Annotated in this window: 15 protein-coding genes; 14 read left to right on the forward strand and 1 reads right to left on the reverse strand. The window is 63.7% G+C overall.

The genetic code is table 11. From position 1 onward, the window contains the following. Positions 1 to 56: 56 nt before the first annotated feature. The 11 genes from hisC (at position 57) to BM154_RS14225 (ending at position 14004) form a co-directional block, all read left to right on the forward strand. Complete coding sequence (hisC, locus tag BM154_RS14175) at positions 57 to 1166, forward strand: histidinol-phosphate transaminase (RefSeq protein WP_074884997.1); 1110 nt, start codon at positions 57 to 59, stop codon at positions 1164 to 1166. Then, positions 1163 to 3403: a bifunctional prephenate dehydrogenase/3-phosphoshikimate 1-carboxyvinyltransferase gene (locus BM154_RS14180; RefSeq protein WP_074885000.1), complete on the forward strand. Its 2241-nt coding sequence runs from the start codon at positions 1163 to 1165 to the stop codon at positions 3401 to 3403. Before hisC ends, BM154_RS14180 begins: the two co-directional genes overlap by 4 nt. After that, the gene (gene cmk / locus BM154_RS14185; RefSeq protein ID WP_074885003.1) at positions 3400 to 4089 is read left to right on the forward strand and encodes a (d)CMP kinase; all 690 of its coding nucleotides are present in this window, start codon (positions 3400 to 3402) and stop codon (positions 4087 to 4089) included. The genes BM154_RS14180 and cmk overlap by 4 nt, the downstream gene beginning before the upstream one ends. A 139-nt stretch (positions 4090 to 4228) precedes the next feature. Continuing rightward, positions 4229 to 5908, forward strand: a complete 1680-nt coding sequence (gene rpsA / locus BM154_RS14190) for a 30S ribosomal protein S1 (protein WP_013791124.1) — start codon at positions 4229 to 4231, stop codon at positions 5906 to 5908. A gap of 281 nt (positions 5909 to 6189) precedes the next feature. Beyond that, the gene (locus tag BM154_RS14195; RefSeq protein WP_074885006.1) at positions 6190 to 7566 is read left to right on the forward strand and encodes a Rieske 2Fe-2S domain-containing protein; all 1377 of its coding nucleotides are present in this window, start codon (positions 6190 to 6192) and stop codon (positions 7564 to 7566) included. After that, on the forward strand, positions 7563 to 8051 hold the full coding sequence (gene benB, locus BM154_RS14200) for a benzoate 1,2-dioxygenase small subunit (RefSeq protein WP_074885009.1): 489 nt from the start codon (positions 7563 to 7565) through the stop codon (positions 8049 to 8051). The genes BM154_RS14195 and benB overlap by 4 nt, the downstream gene beginning before the upstream one ends. A 54-nt stretch (positions 8052 to 8105) precedes the next feature. Beyond that, positions 8106 to 9149: a benzoate 1,2-dioxygenase electron transfer component BenC gene (gene benC / locus BM154_RS14205; RefSeq protein ID WP_074885012.1), complete on the forward strand. Its 1044-nt coding sequence runs from the start codon at positions 8106 to 8108 to the stop codon at positions 9147 to 9149. 10 nt (positions 9150 to 9159) lie between these two features. Then, on the forward strand, positions 9160 to 9936 hold the full coding sequence (locus BM154_RS14210; RefSeq protein WP_074885015.1) for a 1,6-dihydroxycyclohexa-2,4-diene-1-carboxylate dehydrogenase: 777 nt from the start codon (positions 9160 to 9162) through the stop codon (positions 9934 to 9936). Between the two features lie 75 nt (positions 9937 to 10011). Next, on the forward strand, positions 10012 to 11346 hold the full coding sequence (locus BM154_RS14215; protein WP_074885018.1) for an MFS transporter: 1335 nt from the start codon (positions 10012 to 10014) through the stop codon (positions 11344 to 11346). Between the two features lie 91 nt (positions 11347 to 11437). After that, positions 11438 to 12655, forward strand: a complete 1218-nt coding sequence (locus BM154_RS14220; RefSeq protein ID WP_074885021.1) for a benzoate/H(+) symporter BenE family transporter — start codon at positions 11438 to 11440, stop codon at positions 12653 to 12655. 86 nt (positions 12656 to 12741) lie between these two features. Then, positions 12742 to 14004: an OprD family porin gene (locus BM154_RS14225; RefSeq protein WP_074885023.1), complete on the forward strand. Its 1263-nt coding sequence runs from the start codon at positions 12742 to 12744 to the stop codon at positions 14002 to 14004. Between the two features lie 367 nt (positions 14005 to 14371). On the opposite strand, the gene BM154_RS14230 is transcribed toward BM154_RS14225, so the two are convergent. Continuing rightward, entirely contained in the window at positions 14372 to 15247 is an 876-nt protein-coding gene (locus BM154_RS14230; RefSeq protein WP_074885024.1) for a LysR family transcriptional regulator, read from the reverse strand. A gap of 224 nt (positions 15248 to 15471) precedes the next feature. Here BM154_RS14230 and BM154_RS14235 point away from each other — a divergent pair, with 224 nt between their 5' ends. The 3 genes from BM154_RS14235 to catA are packed head-to-tail and all read left to right on the forward strand — an operon-like array spanning position 15472 to position 17896. After that, positions 15472 to 16593 (forward strand): muconate cycloisomerase family protein, encoded by a 1122-nt coding sequence (locus BM154_RS14235; RefSeq protein ID WP_074885028.1) that lies wholly within the window; start codon positions 15472 to 15474, stop codon positions 16591 to 16593. A 24-nt stretch (positions 16594 to 16617) separates the two neighbouring features. After that, complete coding sequence (gene catC, locus BM154_RS14240; protein WP_074885032.1) at positions 16618 to 16908, forward strand: muconolactone Delta-isomerase; 291 nt, start codon at positions 16618 to 16620, stop codon at positions 16906 to 16908. Positions 16909 to 16966: 58 nt separating this feature from the next. Further along, entirely contained in the window at positions 16967 to 17896 is a 930-nt protein-coding gene (gene catA, locus BM154_RS14245) for a catechol 1,2-dioxygenase (protein WP_074885035.1), read from the forward strand. Positions 17897 to 17936 lie beyond the last annotated feature (40 nt).

Below are 17936 nucleotides of genomic sequence, written 5' to 3' on the forward strand. Positions count from 1 at the left end.
ACAGGCAAAATCAGGCTTGTGCTCGTCACCCGAGACCTGCGGCCTGAGGCCTGTTTATGAGTTGTGATTTCATTGCCCTGGCCCAGCCAGGCGTGCAGAAACTGTCCCCCTACGTGCCTGGCAAGCCGGTCGATGAGTTGGCCCGCGAGCTGAACATGGACCCGGCGAGCATCGTCAAGCTGGCCAGCAACGAAAACCCGCTCGGCCCGAGCCCCAAGGCGCTGGCGGCGATTCGCGCCGAACTCGATGAGCTGACCCGCTACCCGGACGGCAACGGCTTCAGCCTCAAGACCTTGCTGGCCGAGCGCTGCGGCGTGACCACCGCCCAGGTGACCCTGGGCAATGGCTCCAACGACATTCTCGAGCTGGTCGCCCGTGCCTACCTGGCGCCCGGCCTGAATGCGGTGTTCAGCGAGCACGCGTTCGCGGTCTACCCGATTGCCACCCAGGCGGTCGGTGCCCAGGCCAAGGTCGTTCCGGCGGTGAATTTCGGTCACGACCTGCCGGCCATGCTGGCGGCCATCGATGCCAACACCCGCGTGGTGTTCATCGCCAACCCCAACAACCCCACCGGCACCTGGTTCGGCAAGCAGGCCCTGCGCGACTTCCTCGCCGCTGTGCCGGAAAACGTGCTGGTGGTGCTGGACGAGGCCTATATCGAATACGCCGATGGCGACGAGTTGCCGAACGGCATCGATTACCTCGCCGACCACGCCAATCTGCTGGTGTCGCGCACCTTCTCCAAGGCCTACGGCCTGGCGTCGCTGCGTGTCGGCTACGGCTTGAGCCGGCCCGAAGTGGCGGACGTGCTGAACCGGGTTCGCCAACCGTTCAACGTCAACAGCTTCGCCCTGGCCGCCGCCTGTGCGGCGTTCGACGATGCCGAGTACCTGGCGCGCAGCCGTGAGGTGAATACCGCCGGCATGCTGCAACTGCAAGAAGGCTGCCGCGAGCTGGGCCTGGGCTGGATTCCGTCCAAGGCCAACTTCCTGGCCATCGACTTTGGCCGCGATACCTCAGCGATCAACCAGGGGCTGCTGCGTGAAGGCGTGATCGTGCGCCCGGTGGCCGGCTACGGCATGCCTAATCACCTGCGTGTTTCCATTGGTTTGCCGGCCGAGAACGCCCGCTTCCTGGAAGCGCTGCGCAAGGTGCTGAACGCGTGACTGAACGCACTGCACCCTTGAAACCGCTGGTCGAGCGCCTGGTCGTCGTTGGTCTGGGGCTGATCGGCGGCTCCTTTGCCAAGGGCCTGCGTGCCCGTGGCGTGTGCCGTGAGGTGGTGGGCGTCGATCTGGACGCCCAGTCGCGGCGCCTGGCCGTCGAACTCGGCGTGGTCGACCGCTGCGAAGAGCAGTTGGCTGCCGCGTGCGTAGGCGCCGATGTGATCATGCTGGCGGTGCCTATCCTGGCCATGGAGCGGGTACTTGCTGAGTTGGCGAAGCTGGATCTGGGCGATGCCATCCTTACCGATGCAGGCAGCGCCAAAGGCAATGTGGTGCGTGCTGCCGAGGCGATGTTTGGCGGCGTGCCGGCGCGTTTCGTGCCGGGCCACCCGATAGCCGGCTCCGAGCAGAGCGGGGTGGAGGCAGCCAATGGCGAGCTGTTCAAGCGCCACAAGGTGATCCTCACACCGCTGGCGCAGACCGATGCGGTTGCGCTGCAGCGCGTCGATCAGCTGTGGCGCGAGCTGGGCGCCGATGTCGAGCATATGCAGGTCGAACACCACGACCAGGTACTCGCTGCCACCAGCCACCTGCCGCACCTGCTGGCCTTCGGGCTGGTCGACTCGCTGGCCAAACGCAACGAAAATCTGGAAATCTTCCGCTACGCCGCCGGCGGCTTCCGCGATTTCACGAGAATCGCCGGCAGCGATCCGGTCATGTGGCACGACATCTTTCTCGCTAACCGCGAAGCTGTGCTGCGCACCTTGGATGTATTTCGCGACGACCTCGACGCCTTGCGCGACGCGGTCGACGCAGGGGACGGGCATCACCTGTTGGGCGTGTTCACCCGCGCCCGGGTGGCCCGCGAACATTTCAGCAAAATACTGGCCCGCCGGGCCTATGTGGACGCTATGCACTCGAACGATTTGGTTTTTCTGGCAAATCCTGGCGGCAAGGTCGTCGGCCGCATCCGCGTACCGGGCGACAAGTCCATTTCGCACCGCTCGATCATGCTCGGCTCGCTGGCCGAGGGCACGACCGAGGTTGAAGGTTTCCTAGAGGGCGAAGATGCTCTGGCGACCCTGCAGGCCTTTCGCGACATGGGCGTGGTCATCGAAGGGCCGCACCACGGCCGCGTGACCATCCACGGCGTTGGCTTGCATGGCTTGAAGCCGCCACCCGGCCCGATCTATGTCGGCAACTCCGGCACTTCGATGCGCCTGCTTTCCGGCCTGCTGGCTGGCCAGCCGTTCGACGTGACCATGACCGGCGACGCCTCGCTGTCCAAGCGCCCGATGAACCGCGTGGCCAATCCGCTGCGGGAAATGGGCGCAGTGGTCGAGACCGGCCCGGACGGTCGCCCGCCGCTGACCATCCGTGGCGGCAGCAAGCTCAAGGCGCTGACCTACACCTTGCCGATGGCCAGTGCCCAGGTTAAGTCCTGCCTGCTGCTGGCCGGCCTGTACGCCGAAGGCGTGACCACCGTGACCGAGCCGGCGCCGACCCGCGACCACACCGAGCGCATGCTGCGCGGCTTCGGTTATGCCGTCGAGTCCAACGGCCCGGTTGCCTCCCTGCAGGCTGGCGGTAAGCTGACTGCCACCCGTATCGAAGTGCCAGCGGACATTTCCTCGGCGGCGTTCTTTCTGGTGGCGGCGTCCATCGCCGAAGGTTCTGACCTGCTGCTCGAGCACGTCGGCATCAACCCGACCCGTATCGGCGTGATCGAGATCCTGCGCCTGATGGGCGGCGACATCGGCCTGGAAAACCAGCGTGAAGTCGGCGGCGAGCCAGTGGCCGACCTGCGCGTGCGCGGCGCCAAACTCAAGGGCATCGAGATTCCCGAGGATCTGGTGCCGCTGGCCATCGACGAATTCCCGGTGCTGTTCGTCGCCGCCGTCTGCGCCGAAGGGCGCACCGTGCTGCGCGGCGCCGAGGAGCTGCGAGTGAAGGAGTCCGACCGTATTCAAGTGATGGCCGACGGGCTCACCAGCCTGGGCGTCAAGGTCGAACCGACGGCGGATGGCATCATCATCGACGGTGGCCAGACCATCGGCGGCGGTGAAGTTCACAGCCACGGCGACCACCGCATCGCCATGGCCTTCAGCGTTGCCTCGCTGCGTGCCAGTGCGCCGATCCGTATCCACGACGCTGCCAACGTCGCTACCTCGTTCCCCAACTTCCTCGCATTGGCCGAGCAGGTTGGCATGCGTGTGGCCGTGGAGGGGCAGCAATGAGCGTCAACGCACCGGTCATCACCATCGACGGGCCGAGCGGCTCGGGCAAGGGCACGGTTGCCGGCCTGCTGGCCAAGCAATTGGGCTGGAACCTGCTGGACTCCGGCGCGCTGTACCGCCTGCTGGCGTTCTGCGCGCGCAACCACGGCGTCGACCTGAGCAACGAAGCGTCGCTCAAGCTGCTGGCCGCTCATCTGGACGTGCAGTTCCTCGCTGCCGCTGACGGCAAGCCGCAGCGCATCATTCTCGAAGGCGAGGAGGTCACCGATGCCATTCGCAACGAGACCGTCGGTGCCGGCGCATCCCAGGTCGCCGCACTGCCCGCGGTACGTGACGCGCTGTTGCAGCGCCAGCGCGCCTTTCGCGAAGCGCCTGGGCTCATCGCCGATGGCCGGGATATGGGCACGGTGGTTTTCGAGGACGCGCCGTTGAAGGTTTTCCTGACCGCCAGCGCCGAGGAACGTGCCAACCGACGTTACCTGCAGTTGAAGGCGAAGGGCGATGATGTTAATCTCGCGAGTCTTCTCGATGAGATTCGGGCGCGCGATGAGCGTGATACCCAGCGTGCGGTGGCGCCGCTCAAGCCGGCAGCCGACGCAATCCAGCTGGATTCCACCCAGTTGTCCATCGAGCAGGTGCTGGAAAGAATCCTGAGCGAAGTCGCCAATCGCGACCTCGCCGGTTGAAAAGAGCCAGTTTCGGCTCGCAAGGGAGGCATACGGGGATACCAGTCCCAGTCCCGTAGGCCTCTTTTTATATGAATAAACCCGCATTGTCTGGAATGCGGAGCAGGGCGAATCCCCGCCCGACCCTACAGGAATCAACATGAGCGAAAGCTTTGCAGAACTTTTTGAAGAAAGCCTGAAGTCCCTCGACATGCAGCCGGGTGCCATCATCACCGGCATCGTGGTCGACATCGACGGCGACTGGGTTACCGTTCACGCTGGCCTGAAGTCCGAGGGCGTCATCCCTCTGGAGCAGTTCTTCAACGAACAAGGCGAGCTGACCATCAAGGTCGGTGACGAAGTACACGTAGCGCTGGACGCGGTCGAAGACGGCTTCGGTGAAACCAAGCTGTCCCGCGAAAAAGCCAAGCGCGCCGAGTGCTGGATCGTTCTGGAAGCAGCTTTCGCCGCTGAGGAAGTGGTCAAGGGCGTTATCAACGGTAAGGTTAAAGGCGGCTTCACTGTCGACGTTAACGGCATCCGTGCGTTCCTGCCAGGTTCCTTGGTCGATGTCCGTCCGGTGCGTGATACCACCCACCTGGAAGGCAAAGAGCTGGAATTCAAGGTCATCAAGCTCGACCAGAAGCGCAACAACGTTGTCGTTTCCCGTCGTAGCGTCCTGGAAGCCGAAAACAGTGCCGAGCGCGAAGCGCTGCTGGAATCGCTGCAGGAAGGCCAACAGGTCAAGGGTATCGTCAAGAACCTCACCGACTACGGCGCATTCGTGGATCTGGGTGGCGTCGACGGCCTGCTGCACATCACCGACATGGCCTGGAAGCGTATCAAGCACCCGTCCGAGATCGTCAACGTTGGCGACGAGATCGACGTCAAGGTTCTGAAGTACGATCGCGAGCGTAACCGTGTTTCCCTGGGCCTGAAGCAACTGGGCGAAGACCCATGGGTTGCCATCAAGGCTCGTTACCCGGAAAGCACCCGCGTCATGGCGCGCGTGACCAACCTGACCGACTACGGCTGCTTCGCAGAGCTGGAAGAAGGCGTGGAAGGCCTGGTACACGTTTCCGAAATGGACTGGACCAACAAGAACATCCACCCGTCGAAAGTCGTTCAGGTTGGCGACGAAGTGGAAGTCATGGTTCTGGACATCGACGAAGAGCGTCGTCGTATCTCCCTGGGTATCAAGCAATGCAAGACCAACCCATGGGAAGACTTCTCCGGTCAGTTCAACAAGGGTGACAAGATCTCCGGCACCATCAAGTCGATCACCGATTTCGGTATCTTCATTGGTCTGGACGGCGGCATCGACGGCCTGGTTCACCTGTCCGACATCTCCTGGAACGAAGTCGGCGAAGAAGCCGTACGTCGCTTCAAGAAGGGCGACGAGCTGGAAACCGTCATCCTGTCGGTCGACCCAGAGCGCGAGCGCATCTCCCTGGGCATCAAGCAACTGGAAGAAGATCCGTTCTCCGACTACGTTGCTGTCAACGACAAGGGCACCATCGTTCGCGGTACCGTGAAGGAAGTTGACGCCAAGGGCGCCATCATCACTCTGGCCGACGGCATCGAAGCCACTCTGAAAGCCTCCGAAATCAGCCGTGACCGCGTTGAAGACGCGCGCAACGTTCTGAAAGAAGGCGAAGAAGTAGAGGCCAAGATCATCAGCGTCGATCGCAAGAGCCGCGTGATCAGCCTGTCCGTCAAGTCGAAAGACGTTGAAGACGAAAAAGAAGCCATCAAGGAAATGCGCAAGCAGGAAGTTGAAACTTCCGGTCCGACCACCATCGGTGATCTGATTCGTGCGCAAATGGAAAACCAGAACTAAGTTCGGGTGATCCACAAAAAGGGCGACTTCGGTCGCCCTTTTTTATGCCTGTCATTTGGGAAAACGCCCCCGCAAGCCGGATTCAATGACCGACTCTGGCGGTTTTCCGTGCTCGCCGAAACGCACTCAGCCTCGAACCTGCCCGCCGAACGAGCCGTGCAGAATCTGGATAGCGATCTGCAGTAAACGGCTATTGCCCTTTCGTACCCGCTCTTAATCTGGCCCTGCCTGATACGCCCCCTGTGGCGTTGCCTGATAAGAACAACGGAGGGTACGACCCCATGACCGGCACACTCGATCGCCTTGCCCGGCAGCTAACCGATTCCGTCCAGGAGGATCCTGCCAAGGGCATATTCCGCTGCCGCCGCGACGTCTTTACCGACCCGGATCTGTTTGAACTGGAGATGAAGCACATCTTCGAAGGCGGCTGGGTGTATCTCGCCCACGAGAGCCAGATCCCCGAGATCAACGATTACTTCACCACCCATATCGGCCGCCAGCCCGTGGTCATCACTCGTGACAAGGCGGGTGAGCTGCATGGCTTGATCAACGCCTGTGCGCACCGCGGCGCCGTGCTGTGCCGTCGCAAACAGGGCAACAAGGGCTCGTTCACCTGCCCATTCCATGGCTGGACCTTCAGCAACGCCGGCAAGCTGCTCAAGGTGAAGGACGCCAGGACCGGCGGCTATCCCGAGAGCTTCGACTGCGAAGGCTCCCATGACCTCACGCACCTGGCGCGTTTCCAGAGTTACCGCGGTTTTCTGTTCGGCAGCCTCAGCGAGACGGTGCCGGCGCTGCAAGACTATCTGGGCGAAACCCGGGTGATCATCGACCAGATCGTCGATCAGGCACCGGATGGCATCGAAGTGCTGCGCGGCAACTCGTCGTATTTCTACGATGGCAACTGGAAGCTGCAGGTCGAGAATGGCGCCGATGGCTACCACGTCAGCTCCGTGCACTGGAATTACTCGGCGACCATGCAGCGCCGCAACTACGAAGCCGATGGAACCCGCACCGTGGATGCCAACGGCTGGTCGAAGAGCGTCGGCGGTTTCTATGCCTACGAGTACGGCCACATCCTGTTGTGGACGCGGCTGATCAACCCGGACGTGCGCCCGGTGTTCGAACACCGTGACGCGCTGGCTGCCAAGTTCGGCGATACCCGCGCCGACATCATCGTCGGCCAGACCCGCAACCTGTGCCTGTACCCCAACGTGTATCTGATGGACCAGTTCTCCACGCAGATCCGTGTGGTGCGGCCCATCGCCGTCGACAAGACCGAAGTGACCATCTACTGCTTCGCACCGAAGGGCGAGAGCGATCAGGCCCGTGCGCTGCGTATCCGCCAGTACGAAGATTTCTTCAACGTCACCGGCATGGGCACACCCGACGATCTGGAAGAGTTTCGCGCCTGCCAGAGTGGTTACGCCGGCCAGGCTGCGCAGTGGAACGACCTCAGCCGTGGTGCCAGTCACTGGATCGAAGGCGCCGATGACAATGCCAAGGCCATGGGCATGCAGCCCTTGCTCAGTGGCGTGAAGTCCGAAGACGAAGGGCTGTTCGTGCGCCAGCACGCCTACTGGGCGCAAGCCATGCAGAAGGCCATCGGCAGTGAGCGCGCGAAGCTGATCGCCACTGACGCGGAGGACGTAGCATGAGTGCCAATCGCCAGCTGATCCTCGATTTCATCTACCGCGAAGCGCGCCTGCTCGACGATCGTCAGTGGGATGAATGGCTGGAGTGCTATTCGAGCAAGGCGGTGTTCTGGATGCCGGCCTGGGATGATGACGACGGGTTGACCGAAGACCCGCACCGGGAGATCTCGCTGATCTACTACCCCAACCGCGAAGGGTTGGAGGACCGGGTCTTTCGCATCAAGACCGAGCGCTCCAGTGCCAGTACGCCGGAGCCACGCACCGCGCACTTCATCGCCAACCTGGAGGTGCTCGAGGAGAGCGCCGAGCAGGTCGAGGTGCGCTTCAACTGGCAGACCCTGAGCCATCGCTACAAGAGCACCGATGTCTACTTCGGCACCTCGTTCTACCACCTGGACATGCGTGGCGATCAGCCGTTGATCACCCGCAAGAAGGTGGTGCTCAAGAACGATTACGTGCACCAGGTTCTCGACATCTACCACATCTGAGTCGATGCGCTGCCGCCTAGCTTCTGTGCCCGTTGGCAGCGCCGAGGTATTGCCATGACGTACACCATCGCCCTGAATTTCGAAGACGGGGTCACCCGCTTCATCGACTGCAAGGCCAATGAAAAGGTGCTGGATGCGGCCTATCGCAACCGCATCAACCTGCCCATGGACTGCTCCGACGGCGTGTGCGGCACCTGCAAGTGCCGCTGCGAAGACGGCGAGTACGACCAGGGCGAGGACTATATCGAGGACGCCCTCAGCGAAGACGAGGCCGCCCGGGGCCTGGTGCTGACCTGCCAGATGGTGCCGGCCTCGGACTGCGTGGTGGCCGTCCCTATGCCGTCCACCGCCTGCAAGACCGGTACGGGCAGCTTCGAAGGCGAGCTGGTGTCGATCACGCCCCACGCCGATGCGGCGCTGGAAGTGACTTTCGACATCGCCGGTGGCGCTGCGGCGCCGGGTTTTCTGCCGGGCCAGTACGTGAACATCGGCGTGCCGGGCGCCGGCCAGACCCGCGCCTACTCGTTCAGCAGCAAGCCGGGCGAGTCGCGCTTCGGCTTTCTGATCAAGCGTGTGCCAGGTGGGTTGATGAGCGCCTACCTGGACCAGGCGCAGCTGGGCGAGCGCCTGCAGTTCACCGGGCCATTGGGCACCTTCTACCTGCGCGAAGTACGTCGCCCGCTGCTGTTGCTGGCTGGCGGCACCGGCCTGGCGCCATTTCTGTCGATGCTCGAAGTGCTGGCCGAACGTGGTTGCGAGCAGCCGATCAGCCTGATCTACGGGGTCACCCGGGATCTCGATCTGGTGCTGGTCGAGCGCCTGCAGGCCCTGGCCGAGCGTTTGCCGACCCTGGTGTTTATCACCTGCGTGGCCGAGCCGCAGTCCGTGCACCCACGCAAGGGCTACGTCACTCAGCATATGAGCGCGGCGATGCTCAATGACGGTGACGTCGACGTTTACCTGTGCGGGCCGCCGCCGATGGTCGATGCCGTGCGCGCCCATTTCAGCGAGCAGGGCGTCACGCCAGCGAGTTTCCATTATGAGAAGTTCACCCCGACCCAGGTGGTCAGCACCGATCGGCAAGCCCTGACGGCCTGAGGAGAACAGCATGCACAAGCGATTCGACAACAAGGTGGCACTGGTTACCGGGGCGGCGCAGGGCATCGGTCGACGGGTCGTCGAGCGCCTGGCTGCCGAGGGTGCGCGCATCGTCGCGGTGGACCGTGCCGAGCTGGTTCATGAGCTCAACGGCGAGTTGGGGCAGGGCGCCGAGCTGCTGACCCTGACCGCTGACCTGGAGCGCTATGGCGACTGCCAGCAGGTGGTCAAGCAGGCCGTCGAGCGATTCGGCCGCCTGGACATCCTGATCAACAACGTCGGCGGCACCATCTGGGCGAAACCCTTCGAGCATTACCGCGAAGAGGAAATCGAAGCCGAGGTGCGCCGCTCGCTGTTCCCGACCCTGTGGTGCTGCCACGCCGCCTTGCCGGTGATGCTGGAGCAGGGCGCTGGCGCCATCGTCAACGTCTCGTCCATTGCCACGCGCAGCCTCAATCGCGTGCCCTACGGCGCGGCCAAGGGTGGCGTCAATGCGCTGACCGCCTGCCTGGCCTTCGAGAACGCCCAGCGGGGTATTCGCGTCAACGCCACCGCGCCGGGTGGCACCGAGGCGCCGCCACGGCGCATCCCGCGCAATGCCGCCGAACAGAGCGAACAGGAAAAGGGCTGGTATCAGCAGATCGTCGACCAGACCCTCGACAGCAGCCTGATGAAACGCTACGGCACGCTCGACGAGCAGGTCGGCGCGATCCTGTTTCTGGCCTCCGACGAGGCCTCCTACATCACCGGCGTGACCCTGCCGGTCGGCGGTGGAGATCTGGGCTAACCGCTTCACGCGGACGATTTCAACAGGACGGCAACGCCGGCCACGGCTTCACAACAACAATAAGAGACCCATGCCATGCGTAACCTCGACGTCAACGACGTGATCGACAATGCTCGCTTCAATTCCTTCCACTGGCTGGTGATGTGCCTGTGCGCCTTGCTGCTGATCTTCGACGGCTACGACCTGTTCATCTACGGCGTGGTACTGCCGGTGATCATGAAGGAGTGGGGACTCACGCCTCTGCAGGCCGGCGCACTGGGCAGCTACGCGCTGTTCGGCATGATGTTCGGCGCACTGATGTTCGGCAGCCTGGCCGACAAGATCGGCCGCAAGAAGGGCATCGCCATCTGCTTCGCGTTGTTCAGCGTGGCGACCATCGTCAACGGCTTTGCCGGTAACCCGACCGAGTTCGGCATCTGTCGCTTTATCGCCGGGCTTGGTTGCGGCGGCCTGATGCCCAATGCCGTGGCGCTGATGAACGAATACGCGCCGAAGAAAATGCGCAGCACCCTGGTCGCGGTGATGTTCAGTGGCTATTCGCTCGGCGGCATGCTGTCGGCTGGCGTGGGCATCTTCATGCTGCCGCGTTTCGGCTGGGAGTCGATGTTCTTCGCCGCCGCGCTACCGTTGCTGCTGTTGCCGGTGATTCTCTACTACCTGCCCGAATCGATTGGCTTTCTGGTGCGCCGGGGCGAGCATGACAAGGCCCGCGCCTTGCTCAATCGCCTTGATCCCGCCCAGGCGCTGGGCGCCGATGTGCAACTGACCATCAATGAGCGCAAGGGCGCTGGCGTCTCGGTGCTGGAGTTGTTTCGCAATGGCCTGGCGGTGCGCACCCTGTCGATCTGGGTGGCGTTCTTCTGCTGCCTGCTGATGGTCTACGCCCTGAGCTCCTGGTTGCCGAAACTGATGGCCAACGCCGGTTACAGCCTGGGGTCGAGCCTGTCGTTCCTGCTGGCGCTGAACTTCGGCGGCATGGCTGGAGCGATTCTTGGCGGCTGGCTGGGCGACCGTTTCAACCTGACCAAGGTCAAGGTAGGCTTCTTCATCGCCGCTGCCGTGTCGATCAGCCTGCTCGGCTTCAAGAGCCCGACGCTGATGCTCTACCTGCTGATCTTCGTCGCCGGCGCCACCACCATCGGCACGCAGATCCTGCTGTACGCCGGCACCGCCCAGCTCTACGGCCTGTCGATCCGCTCCACCGGGCTCGGCTGGGCGTCGGGCATCGGCCGTAATGGCGCCATCGTCGGCCCGCTGCTCGGTGGTGCGCTGATGGGCATCGAGCTGCCGCTGCAACTCAACTTCATGGCCTTCGCCATCCCTGGCGCCATCGCGGCCCTGGCCATGCTGGTGTTTGCCCTGAACAGCGTCCGCTCCGAAAGACTCAGCTTGCAACCCAGCAAAGCCTGACTGCCACCTCCATCCGTACCCCGATCTATCTCCGCTCACCTCGTCGGTGGACGGGGAGCGGCTGCGGCCGCCCGCTTGACGGAGCGAAGCAATGACGCTGTTCAAGGACATGTCGCTGTCGGCGCTGGTCGCCGGCTTTATCGCCACGGTGATTTCCTATGCCGGGCCGCTGGTGATCATCTTCCAGGCGGCGCGCACGGCGGGTTTGCCGGCCGAGGTGCTGTCGTCGTGGATCTGGGCGATCAGCATCGGCAGTGGCGTGCTGGGCATCGTGCTCAGCTTGCGCTACCGGGCGCCGGTGGTGATCGCCTGGTCGGCGCCGGGCTCGGCGCTGCTGGTCAGCCTGTTGCCGCAGGTTAGCCTCGGCGAGGCGGTGGGCGCCTACCTGGTCGCCAACCTGATCGTGCTGGTGGTGGGCCTCAGTGGTGCCTTCGACAAACTGGTCGCCCGGCTGCCGCTGTCGGTGTGCGCGGCGATGCTGGCGGGCATTCTGTTCAGCTTCGGCAGTGCGCTGTTCACCTCGCTGCAGGAGCAGCCCCTGCTGGTGCTGGCGATGTTCGCGACCTATCTGCTGTGCAAGCGTGTGTCGCCGCGCTATGCGGTGCTGGCGGTGTTGCTGGTCGGTGTCGGCCTGGTGATCGGCCGTGGCGAGCTCAGCGCCGATGCCTGGGTGATCGGCCTGGCCACGCCGGTGTGGATCAGCCCGGAGTTTTCGCCCATGGCGATACTCAATATCGGCGTACCGCTGGCCGTGGTGGCGCTGACCGGGCAGTTCATACCCGGCATGGCCGTGCTGCGCAGCAGCGGTTACGGCCAGGTGGCGGCACGGCCGTTGTTGGCGGGCTGCGGCCTGGGCAGCTTGCTGCTGGCGCCCTTTGCCTGCCATGGCCTGGCGCTGGGGGCGATTACCGCGGCGATCTGTACCGGCCCTGAGGCCCATGAGCGCCCCGAGCGGCGCTACGTGGCCGGGGTGGTCGGCGGCATTTTCTACCTGCTGTTCGGCCTGTTCGGTGCCACGCTGGTCAGCCTGTTCACCGCTTTCCCCCAGGCATTGGTGGCGGCACTCGCAGGGCTTGCGCTGTTCGGCGCCATCGCGGCCTCCCTGGCCGGCGCCATGGCCGTGCCGCAAGAGCGCGAAGCGGCATTGGTCGCCTTTCTGGTTACCGCCTCGGGCATGTCCTTTCTCGGGCTGTCGGCGGCGTTCTGGGGGCTGATCTTCGGGCTGTTCGCCCACTGGTTGCTGACCCATAAAAGCGCGCCTGGCGCCAAGCAGGCTGTGCGCTCCAGACCCGCCCAAGAGACTCGCTGACCCCTGATTTTCCTGATCCGGCTCTCCACGCTGTCTGCTGTGGGGCGCCGCTGTACCCATGCAATAACAACAAGAGCAGAGCAACCATGAGTAAATGTCCAACCACCTTGTGCGTATTTTCCCTGGGCGTGCTGAGCCTGCCGGTTGCCGTGCAGGCTGCCAACGAGGGCTTCGTCGAGGGGGCCAGCGCAACCCTGCAGGCGCGTAACTATTACTTCAGTCGGGATTTCTCCGATATCGTCGGCGCCAACCGCCAGTCCAAGGCCGAGGAGTGGGCCCAGGGTTTCATCCTCGACTTCAAGTCCGGCTACACGCCGGGCGTGGTCGGCTTTGGCCTGGACGCCCAGGGGCTGCTCGGTATCAAGCTCGACAGCAGTCGCGACCGGGTCAATACCGGGTTGCTGCCGGTGCGCGACAACGGTGAGGCCGCCGACGAATACAGCCGCCTCGGCGTGGCGCTGAAAACGCGGCTCTCGCAGACCGAACTGCGCCTCGGTGAGCTGCAGCCCAATTTGCCGGTACTGACCTTCAGTGATATCCGCCTGCTGCCACCGAGCTACCAGGGCGCCTCGCTTGTGTCCCGGGAGTTCGACGGCCTGACCCTGCAGGGCGGCCACCTGCGCTCCACCAGCCTGCGCAACGAGGCCGGCGACGACAAGCTGCAGGCCATGCTCGGCCATGTGCCGCAGCGCCAGGTCAGCAGCGACGCCTTCAACTACCTGGGCGCCGACTATGCCTTCAACGACAAACGCACCACCGCCAGCCTCTGGTACGCACAGCTCGAGGACATCTACAACCAGCGCTTCGTCGGTCTCAAACACAGCGAGCCGCTGGGCGCCTGGACCCTGGGCGCCAATCTCGGCTACTTCGACAGCCAGGAAGATGGCGACAAGCTGCTCGGCACTATCGACAACCAGGCCTTCTACTCGCTGATTTCGGCCAAGCATGGTGGCCATACCTTCTATGTCGGCTACCAGGCGATGTTCGGCGACAACCCGTTCCCGCGGGTGTTCGCCAACGTCACGCCGCTGGGCAACGAGGTGCCGACCTACGAGTTCGCCTACACCGACGAGCGCTCCTGGCAGGCGCGCTACGACTACGACTTCGCCGCCCTCGGCTTGCCCGGCCTGACCAGCACGGTGCGCTATATCCGCGGCAACAACGTCGATACCGGTCGTGGCTTCGAGGGCAAGGATCGCGAGCGCGATCTGGATATCGGTTACGTGGTGCAGAGCGGGGCGCTCAAGGGACTGGGCGTGCGCGTGCGCAATGTCGAGGCGCGCTCCAACTACCGCAGTGATATCGACGAGAACCGGCTGATTTTTTCGTACACCTGGACGTTGCTGTGAGGCGCTGGCTGTAGTCCTTTAGGGGGCTCGTGTTGATTGCGTAATCCGCCGTCTTGCAGTCCTCCTGTGGGAGTGGGGCGGGGACGCCCAGTTCACGCCCGCGATTTTTCGCGCGCATGGCGCGCTCCCACAGGGATCGTGGATGGCCGTGGCTCATCTTGCTGATCGGCGATGGCTAATGGTTGCGCCGTAGGATGGGTGAAACCCATTGCAATTATTGATGGGTTCCACCCATCCTGCGGGCCTGACTCAGTCGTAGGGTGGACGACGCTTCATCCGTCCACCGCACTGCAAGCGTAATGGTGGATGAAAAGAGCGTCATCCACCCTACGCCTTGGAGGTTCGTCACCGCGACTCAATAGGGTGATCACTCGAGGTCCAGATTCTTCACCAGTTTCAGGCAGCGCTTGAGCAGCGGCGAGTCATCATCCTTGCGGTAGCTGATCACGATGGGTGACGTGGCGCTGGCGTCGAGCAGTGGCGTGTAGCCGATGTCATCGCGGTGCAGGCGCTGCACGGAGGCGGGCACCAGGCTGATGCCGATGCCGGCGGCAACCAGGCCGATGGCCGTCTGCAGTTCGTTGGTCATCTGCGCCACGCGAATCTTCAGGTCGTTACGGGCGAACAGGGCTAGTACGTGGTCGGCGTAGCTGGGCCGCGGCGACGCCGGGTAGAGCACGAACGGCTCGCGTGCCAATTCCGCCAGGGAAGCCGGGGCGGCCAGCAGCCGGTGGCCGGCGGGCAGGGCGGCCACCAGGGGGTCCTGGCGGATCACTTCCTGAACGATGGCCGGATCCTCGATATGGATACGGCCGAAGCCGATATCGATACGACCACGTTTGAGGGCTTCCACCTGGGGCAGGGTGGTCAACTCGGACAGGCCCAGTTCGATGGCGGCCTCGGCGCGCAGCTGGCGGATCAGCTCCGGCAGTGCGCCATACAGGGTCGAGGGGGCGAAGCCGATACCGAACCAGCGCCGCTGCCCTTCGGCGATGCGCCGGGTGTCATCGCTGACGCGGCCCAACTGCTCGAGCAACTGCACGGAATGTTCATAGAAGAACCGCCCAGCCTCGGTCAGGCGCAGCGGCCGGCCGCGCTCGATCAAGGCCACGCCCAACTCGTCTTCCAGTTGCTGGATCTGCCGGCTCAGCGGCGGCTGGGCGATATGCAGGCGTTCGGCTGCGCGGGTGAAATTCAGGGTTTCCGCGAGCACGCGGAAGTAACGCAAATGGCGCAGCTCCATGATACCTCCAGGGTATCAAACCAGACCGATTCAATATTGGACTGCCTGATTTGCTGAGGTCAATCTGTGCCCAGACAAAAATAAAACCTGAAGGATATGCTCGTGCTCTCTCGCATCCTTTGTTCTTCTGCTCCTCTGCTGCTGGCCGGCCTGGTGAACGAGGCGCCCCAGCGCGTCGTTTCGCTGATGCCTGCCCGTTGCCCCTTGCACACGGATCACCGCCCATGACCCTCCCGCTGATCGAAAGTCTCGAGACCCTGATCGTCGACCTGCCGACCATTCGCCCACACAAGCTGGCCATGCACACCATGCAGCACCAGACTCTGGTGATCCTGCGCCTGCGCTGCAGCGACGGTATCGAAGGCGTCGGTGAAGCCACCACCATCGGTGGCCTGGCCTATGCCGGGGAAAGCCCGGAAAGCATCAAGACCAATATCGATACCTACTTCGCACCGCTGCTGGTCGGCCAGCCGGCCGGCAATATCAACGCGGCCATGCTGCGCATCGACCGCAGCGTGCGCGCCAATACCTTTGCCCGCTCGGCGGTGGAAACCGCGTTGCTCGACGCCCAGGGCAAGGGCCTTGGCCTGCCGGTCGCCGAGCTGCTCGGTGGCCGTGTACGTGATGGCCTGGAAGTGGCGTGGACGCTGGCCAGTGGCGATACCGGCAAGGACATCGACGAAGCCGAGCGCATGCTCGACCTGCGTCGCCACCGGATTTTCAAGCTGAAGATCGGCAGCCGCGATGCTGCGCTGGATATCGCCCACGTGGCGGCGATCAAGCGCGCATTGGGCGACCGTGCCAGCGTACGGGTCGACGTCAACCAGGCGTGGAGCGAAGCGGTGGCCATTCGTGCCTGCCAGGCGCTCGGTGATGCCGGCGTCGACCTGATCGAGCAACCGATTCCCCGCCAGGACGTGCAGGCCCAGGCGCGCGTCAGCGCCCGCAGCCCGACGCCGATCATGGCCGACGAAGCCATCGAGAGCGTGGAAGACAGCTTCAACCTGGCCCGTGGCGGCGCCGCACCGGTGTTCGCCCTGAAGATCGCCAAGAACGGCGGCCCGCGTGCCGTGCTGCGCAGTGCCTATATCGCCGAAGCGGCAGGCATCGCCCTGTACGGTGGCACCATGCTCGAAGGCAGCGTCGGCACCCTGGCGTCGGCCCATGCCTTCGCCACCCTGAGCAAGCTGGAATGGCACACCGAGCTGTTCGGCCCGCTGCTGCTGACCGAGGACATCCTGGTCAACGTGCCGGTGTACCGCGATTTCGAACTGAAGATTCCGACCACCCCCGGCCTTGGCGTGGAGCTTGACGAAGAGCGCCTGCAGCGTTTCTGCCGCCGCTGAACCCGAATCCCAAAGGAGCTAGCCATGCTGTTTCACGTACGCATGACCGTAAAACTGCCGACCGACATGCCCGCCGAGCAGGCCGCGCGCCTCAAGGCTGACGAGAAGGAGCTGGCCCAGCGCCTGCAGCGCGAAGGCACCTGGCGTCACCTCTGGCGCATCGCCGGGCTTTACGCCAATGTCAGCATTTTCGACGTGGCCGATGCCCAGGCTTTGCATGACACGCTGATGCAATTGCCGCTGTATCCGTACATGGACATCGAGGTCATGGCGCTGTGTCGCCACCCGTCCTCGATCCACGATGACGATCGCTGATCGGCGCCATTCGCTCGCCTGAGCCGATCCAGACAACAACAAGATGAGGAAACAAGCCATGACCGTTCGTATTGCCCAGACCGTTGAAGTGCAGAAGTTCTTCGAAGACGCCGCCGGCTTCACCAATGACGGCGGCAACGCCCGGATGAAAACGGTGATCCACCGTGTGCTCAACGACACGGCGAAGATCATCGAAGACCTGCAGATCACCCCGGAAGAGTTCTGGAAGGCCGTGAACTACCTCAACGAGCTCGGCGCTCGCCAGGAAGCGGGTCTGGTCGTCGCGGGGCTGGGTATCGAGCATTACCTCGACATGCTGATGGACGCCGAAGACGAAGAGGCCGGTCGCACCGGCGGCACCCCACGCACCATCGAAGGCCCGCTGTACGTGGCTGGCGCGCCGCTGAGCAAGGGCGAAGCGCGCCTGGACGACGGTCAGGACGCCGGTACGCCGCTGTTCATGCAGGGCCGGGTGTTCGACACCGATGGCAAGCCGCTGGCTGGCGCCATCGTCGACGTATGGCACGCCAACACCGCTGGCACCTACTCGTACTTCGACCCAGCGCAATCGGAATTCAACCTGCGCCGCCGCATCGAGACCGACGCCGAAGGCCGTTATCGCTTCCGCAGCATCGTACCGTCCGGCTACGGCTGCCCGCCGGATGGCCCGACCCAGCAACTGCTCGATCAGCTCGGCCGCCATGGCCAGCGTCCGGCCCACGTGCACTTCTTCATCTCGGCACCGGGTCACCGCCATCTGACTACCCAGATCAACCTGGATGGCGACAAATACCTGCACGACGACTTCGCCTACGCCACCCGCGACGAGCTGATCGCCAGGATCGACTTTTTCGACGATGCCGAGCGCGCCAAAACCCATGGCGTGCAGGGGCGCTTCGCGGAAATCGAGTTCGATTTCACCCTGCAGTCCACCGCCGAAGCGAAGGCCCAGCAGCGCCACGAGCGGGTTCGCGCGCTGGAGGCGTAAGCTCAACGCCTATAGGTAGCGCTCGCCGTGCTGCTTCTCG

The sequence above is a fragment of the Phytopseudomonas argentinensis genome (genome assembly GCF_900113905.1).
Taxonomy (GTDB): domain Bacteria; phylum Pseudomonadota; class Gammaproteobacteria; order Pseudomonadales; family Pseudomonadaceae; genus Aquipseudomonas; species Aquipseudomonas argentinensis.

Bases quoted from the DNA above. Each gene is read 5' to 3' on its own strand.
- BM154_RS14225 (WP_074885023.1), top strand. From the start codon at position 12,742: ATGAGTAAATGTCCAACCACCTTGTGCGTATTTTCCCTGGGCGTGCTG.
- rpsA (WP_013791124.1), top strand. From the start codon at position 4,229: ATGAGCGAAAGCTTTGCAGAACTTTTTGAAGAAAGCCTGAAGTCCCTC.
- catC (WP_074885032.1), top strand. From the start codon at position 16,618: ATGCTGTTTCACGTACGCATGACCGTAAAACTGCCGACCGACATGCCC.
- hisC (WP_074884997.1), top strand. From the start codon at position 57: ATGAGTTGTGATTTCATTGCCCTGGCCCAGCCAGGCGTGCAGAAACTG.
- BM154_RS14210 (WP_074885015.1), top strand. From the start codon at position 9,160: ATGCACAAGCGATTCGACAACAAGGTGGCACTGGTTACCGGGGCGGCG.
- BM154_RS14220 (WP_074885021.1), top strand. From the start codon at position 11,438: ATGACGCTGTTCAAGGACATGTCGCTGTCGGCGCTGGTCGCCGGCTTT.
- BM154_RS14235 (WP_074885028.1), top strand. From the start codon at position 15,472: ATGACCCTCCCGCTGATCGAAAGTCTCGAGACCCTGATCGTCGACCTG.
- BM154_RS14195 (WP_074885006.1), top strand. From the start codon at position 6,190: ATGACCGGCACACTCGATCGCCTTGCCCGGCAGCTAACCGATTCCGTC.
- cmk (WP_074885003.1), top strand. From the start codon at position 3,400: ATGAGCGTCAACGCACCGGTCATCACCATCGACGGGCCGAGCGGCTCG.
- benB (WP_074885009.1), top strand. From the start codon at position 7,563: ATGAGTGCCAATCGCCAGCTGATCCTCGATTTCATCTACCGCGAAGCG.
- BM154_RS14230 (WP_074885024.1), bottom strand. From the start codon at position 15,247: ATGGAGCTGCGCCATTTGCGTTACTTCCGCGTGCTCGCGGAAACCCTG.
- BM154_RS14215 (WP_074885018.1), top strand. From the start codon at position 10,012: ATGCGTAACCTCGACGTCAACGACGTGATCGACAATGCTCGCTTCAAT.
- catA (WP_074885035.1), top strand. From the start codon at position 16,967: ATGACCGTTCGTATTGCCCAGACCGTTGAAGTGCAGAAGTTCTTCGAA.
- benC (WP_074885012.1), top strand. From the start codon at position 8,106: ATGACGTACACCATCGCCCTGAATTTCGAAGACGGGGTCACCCGCTTC.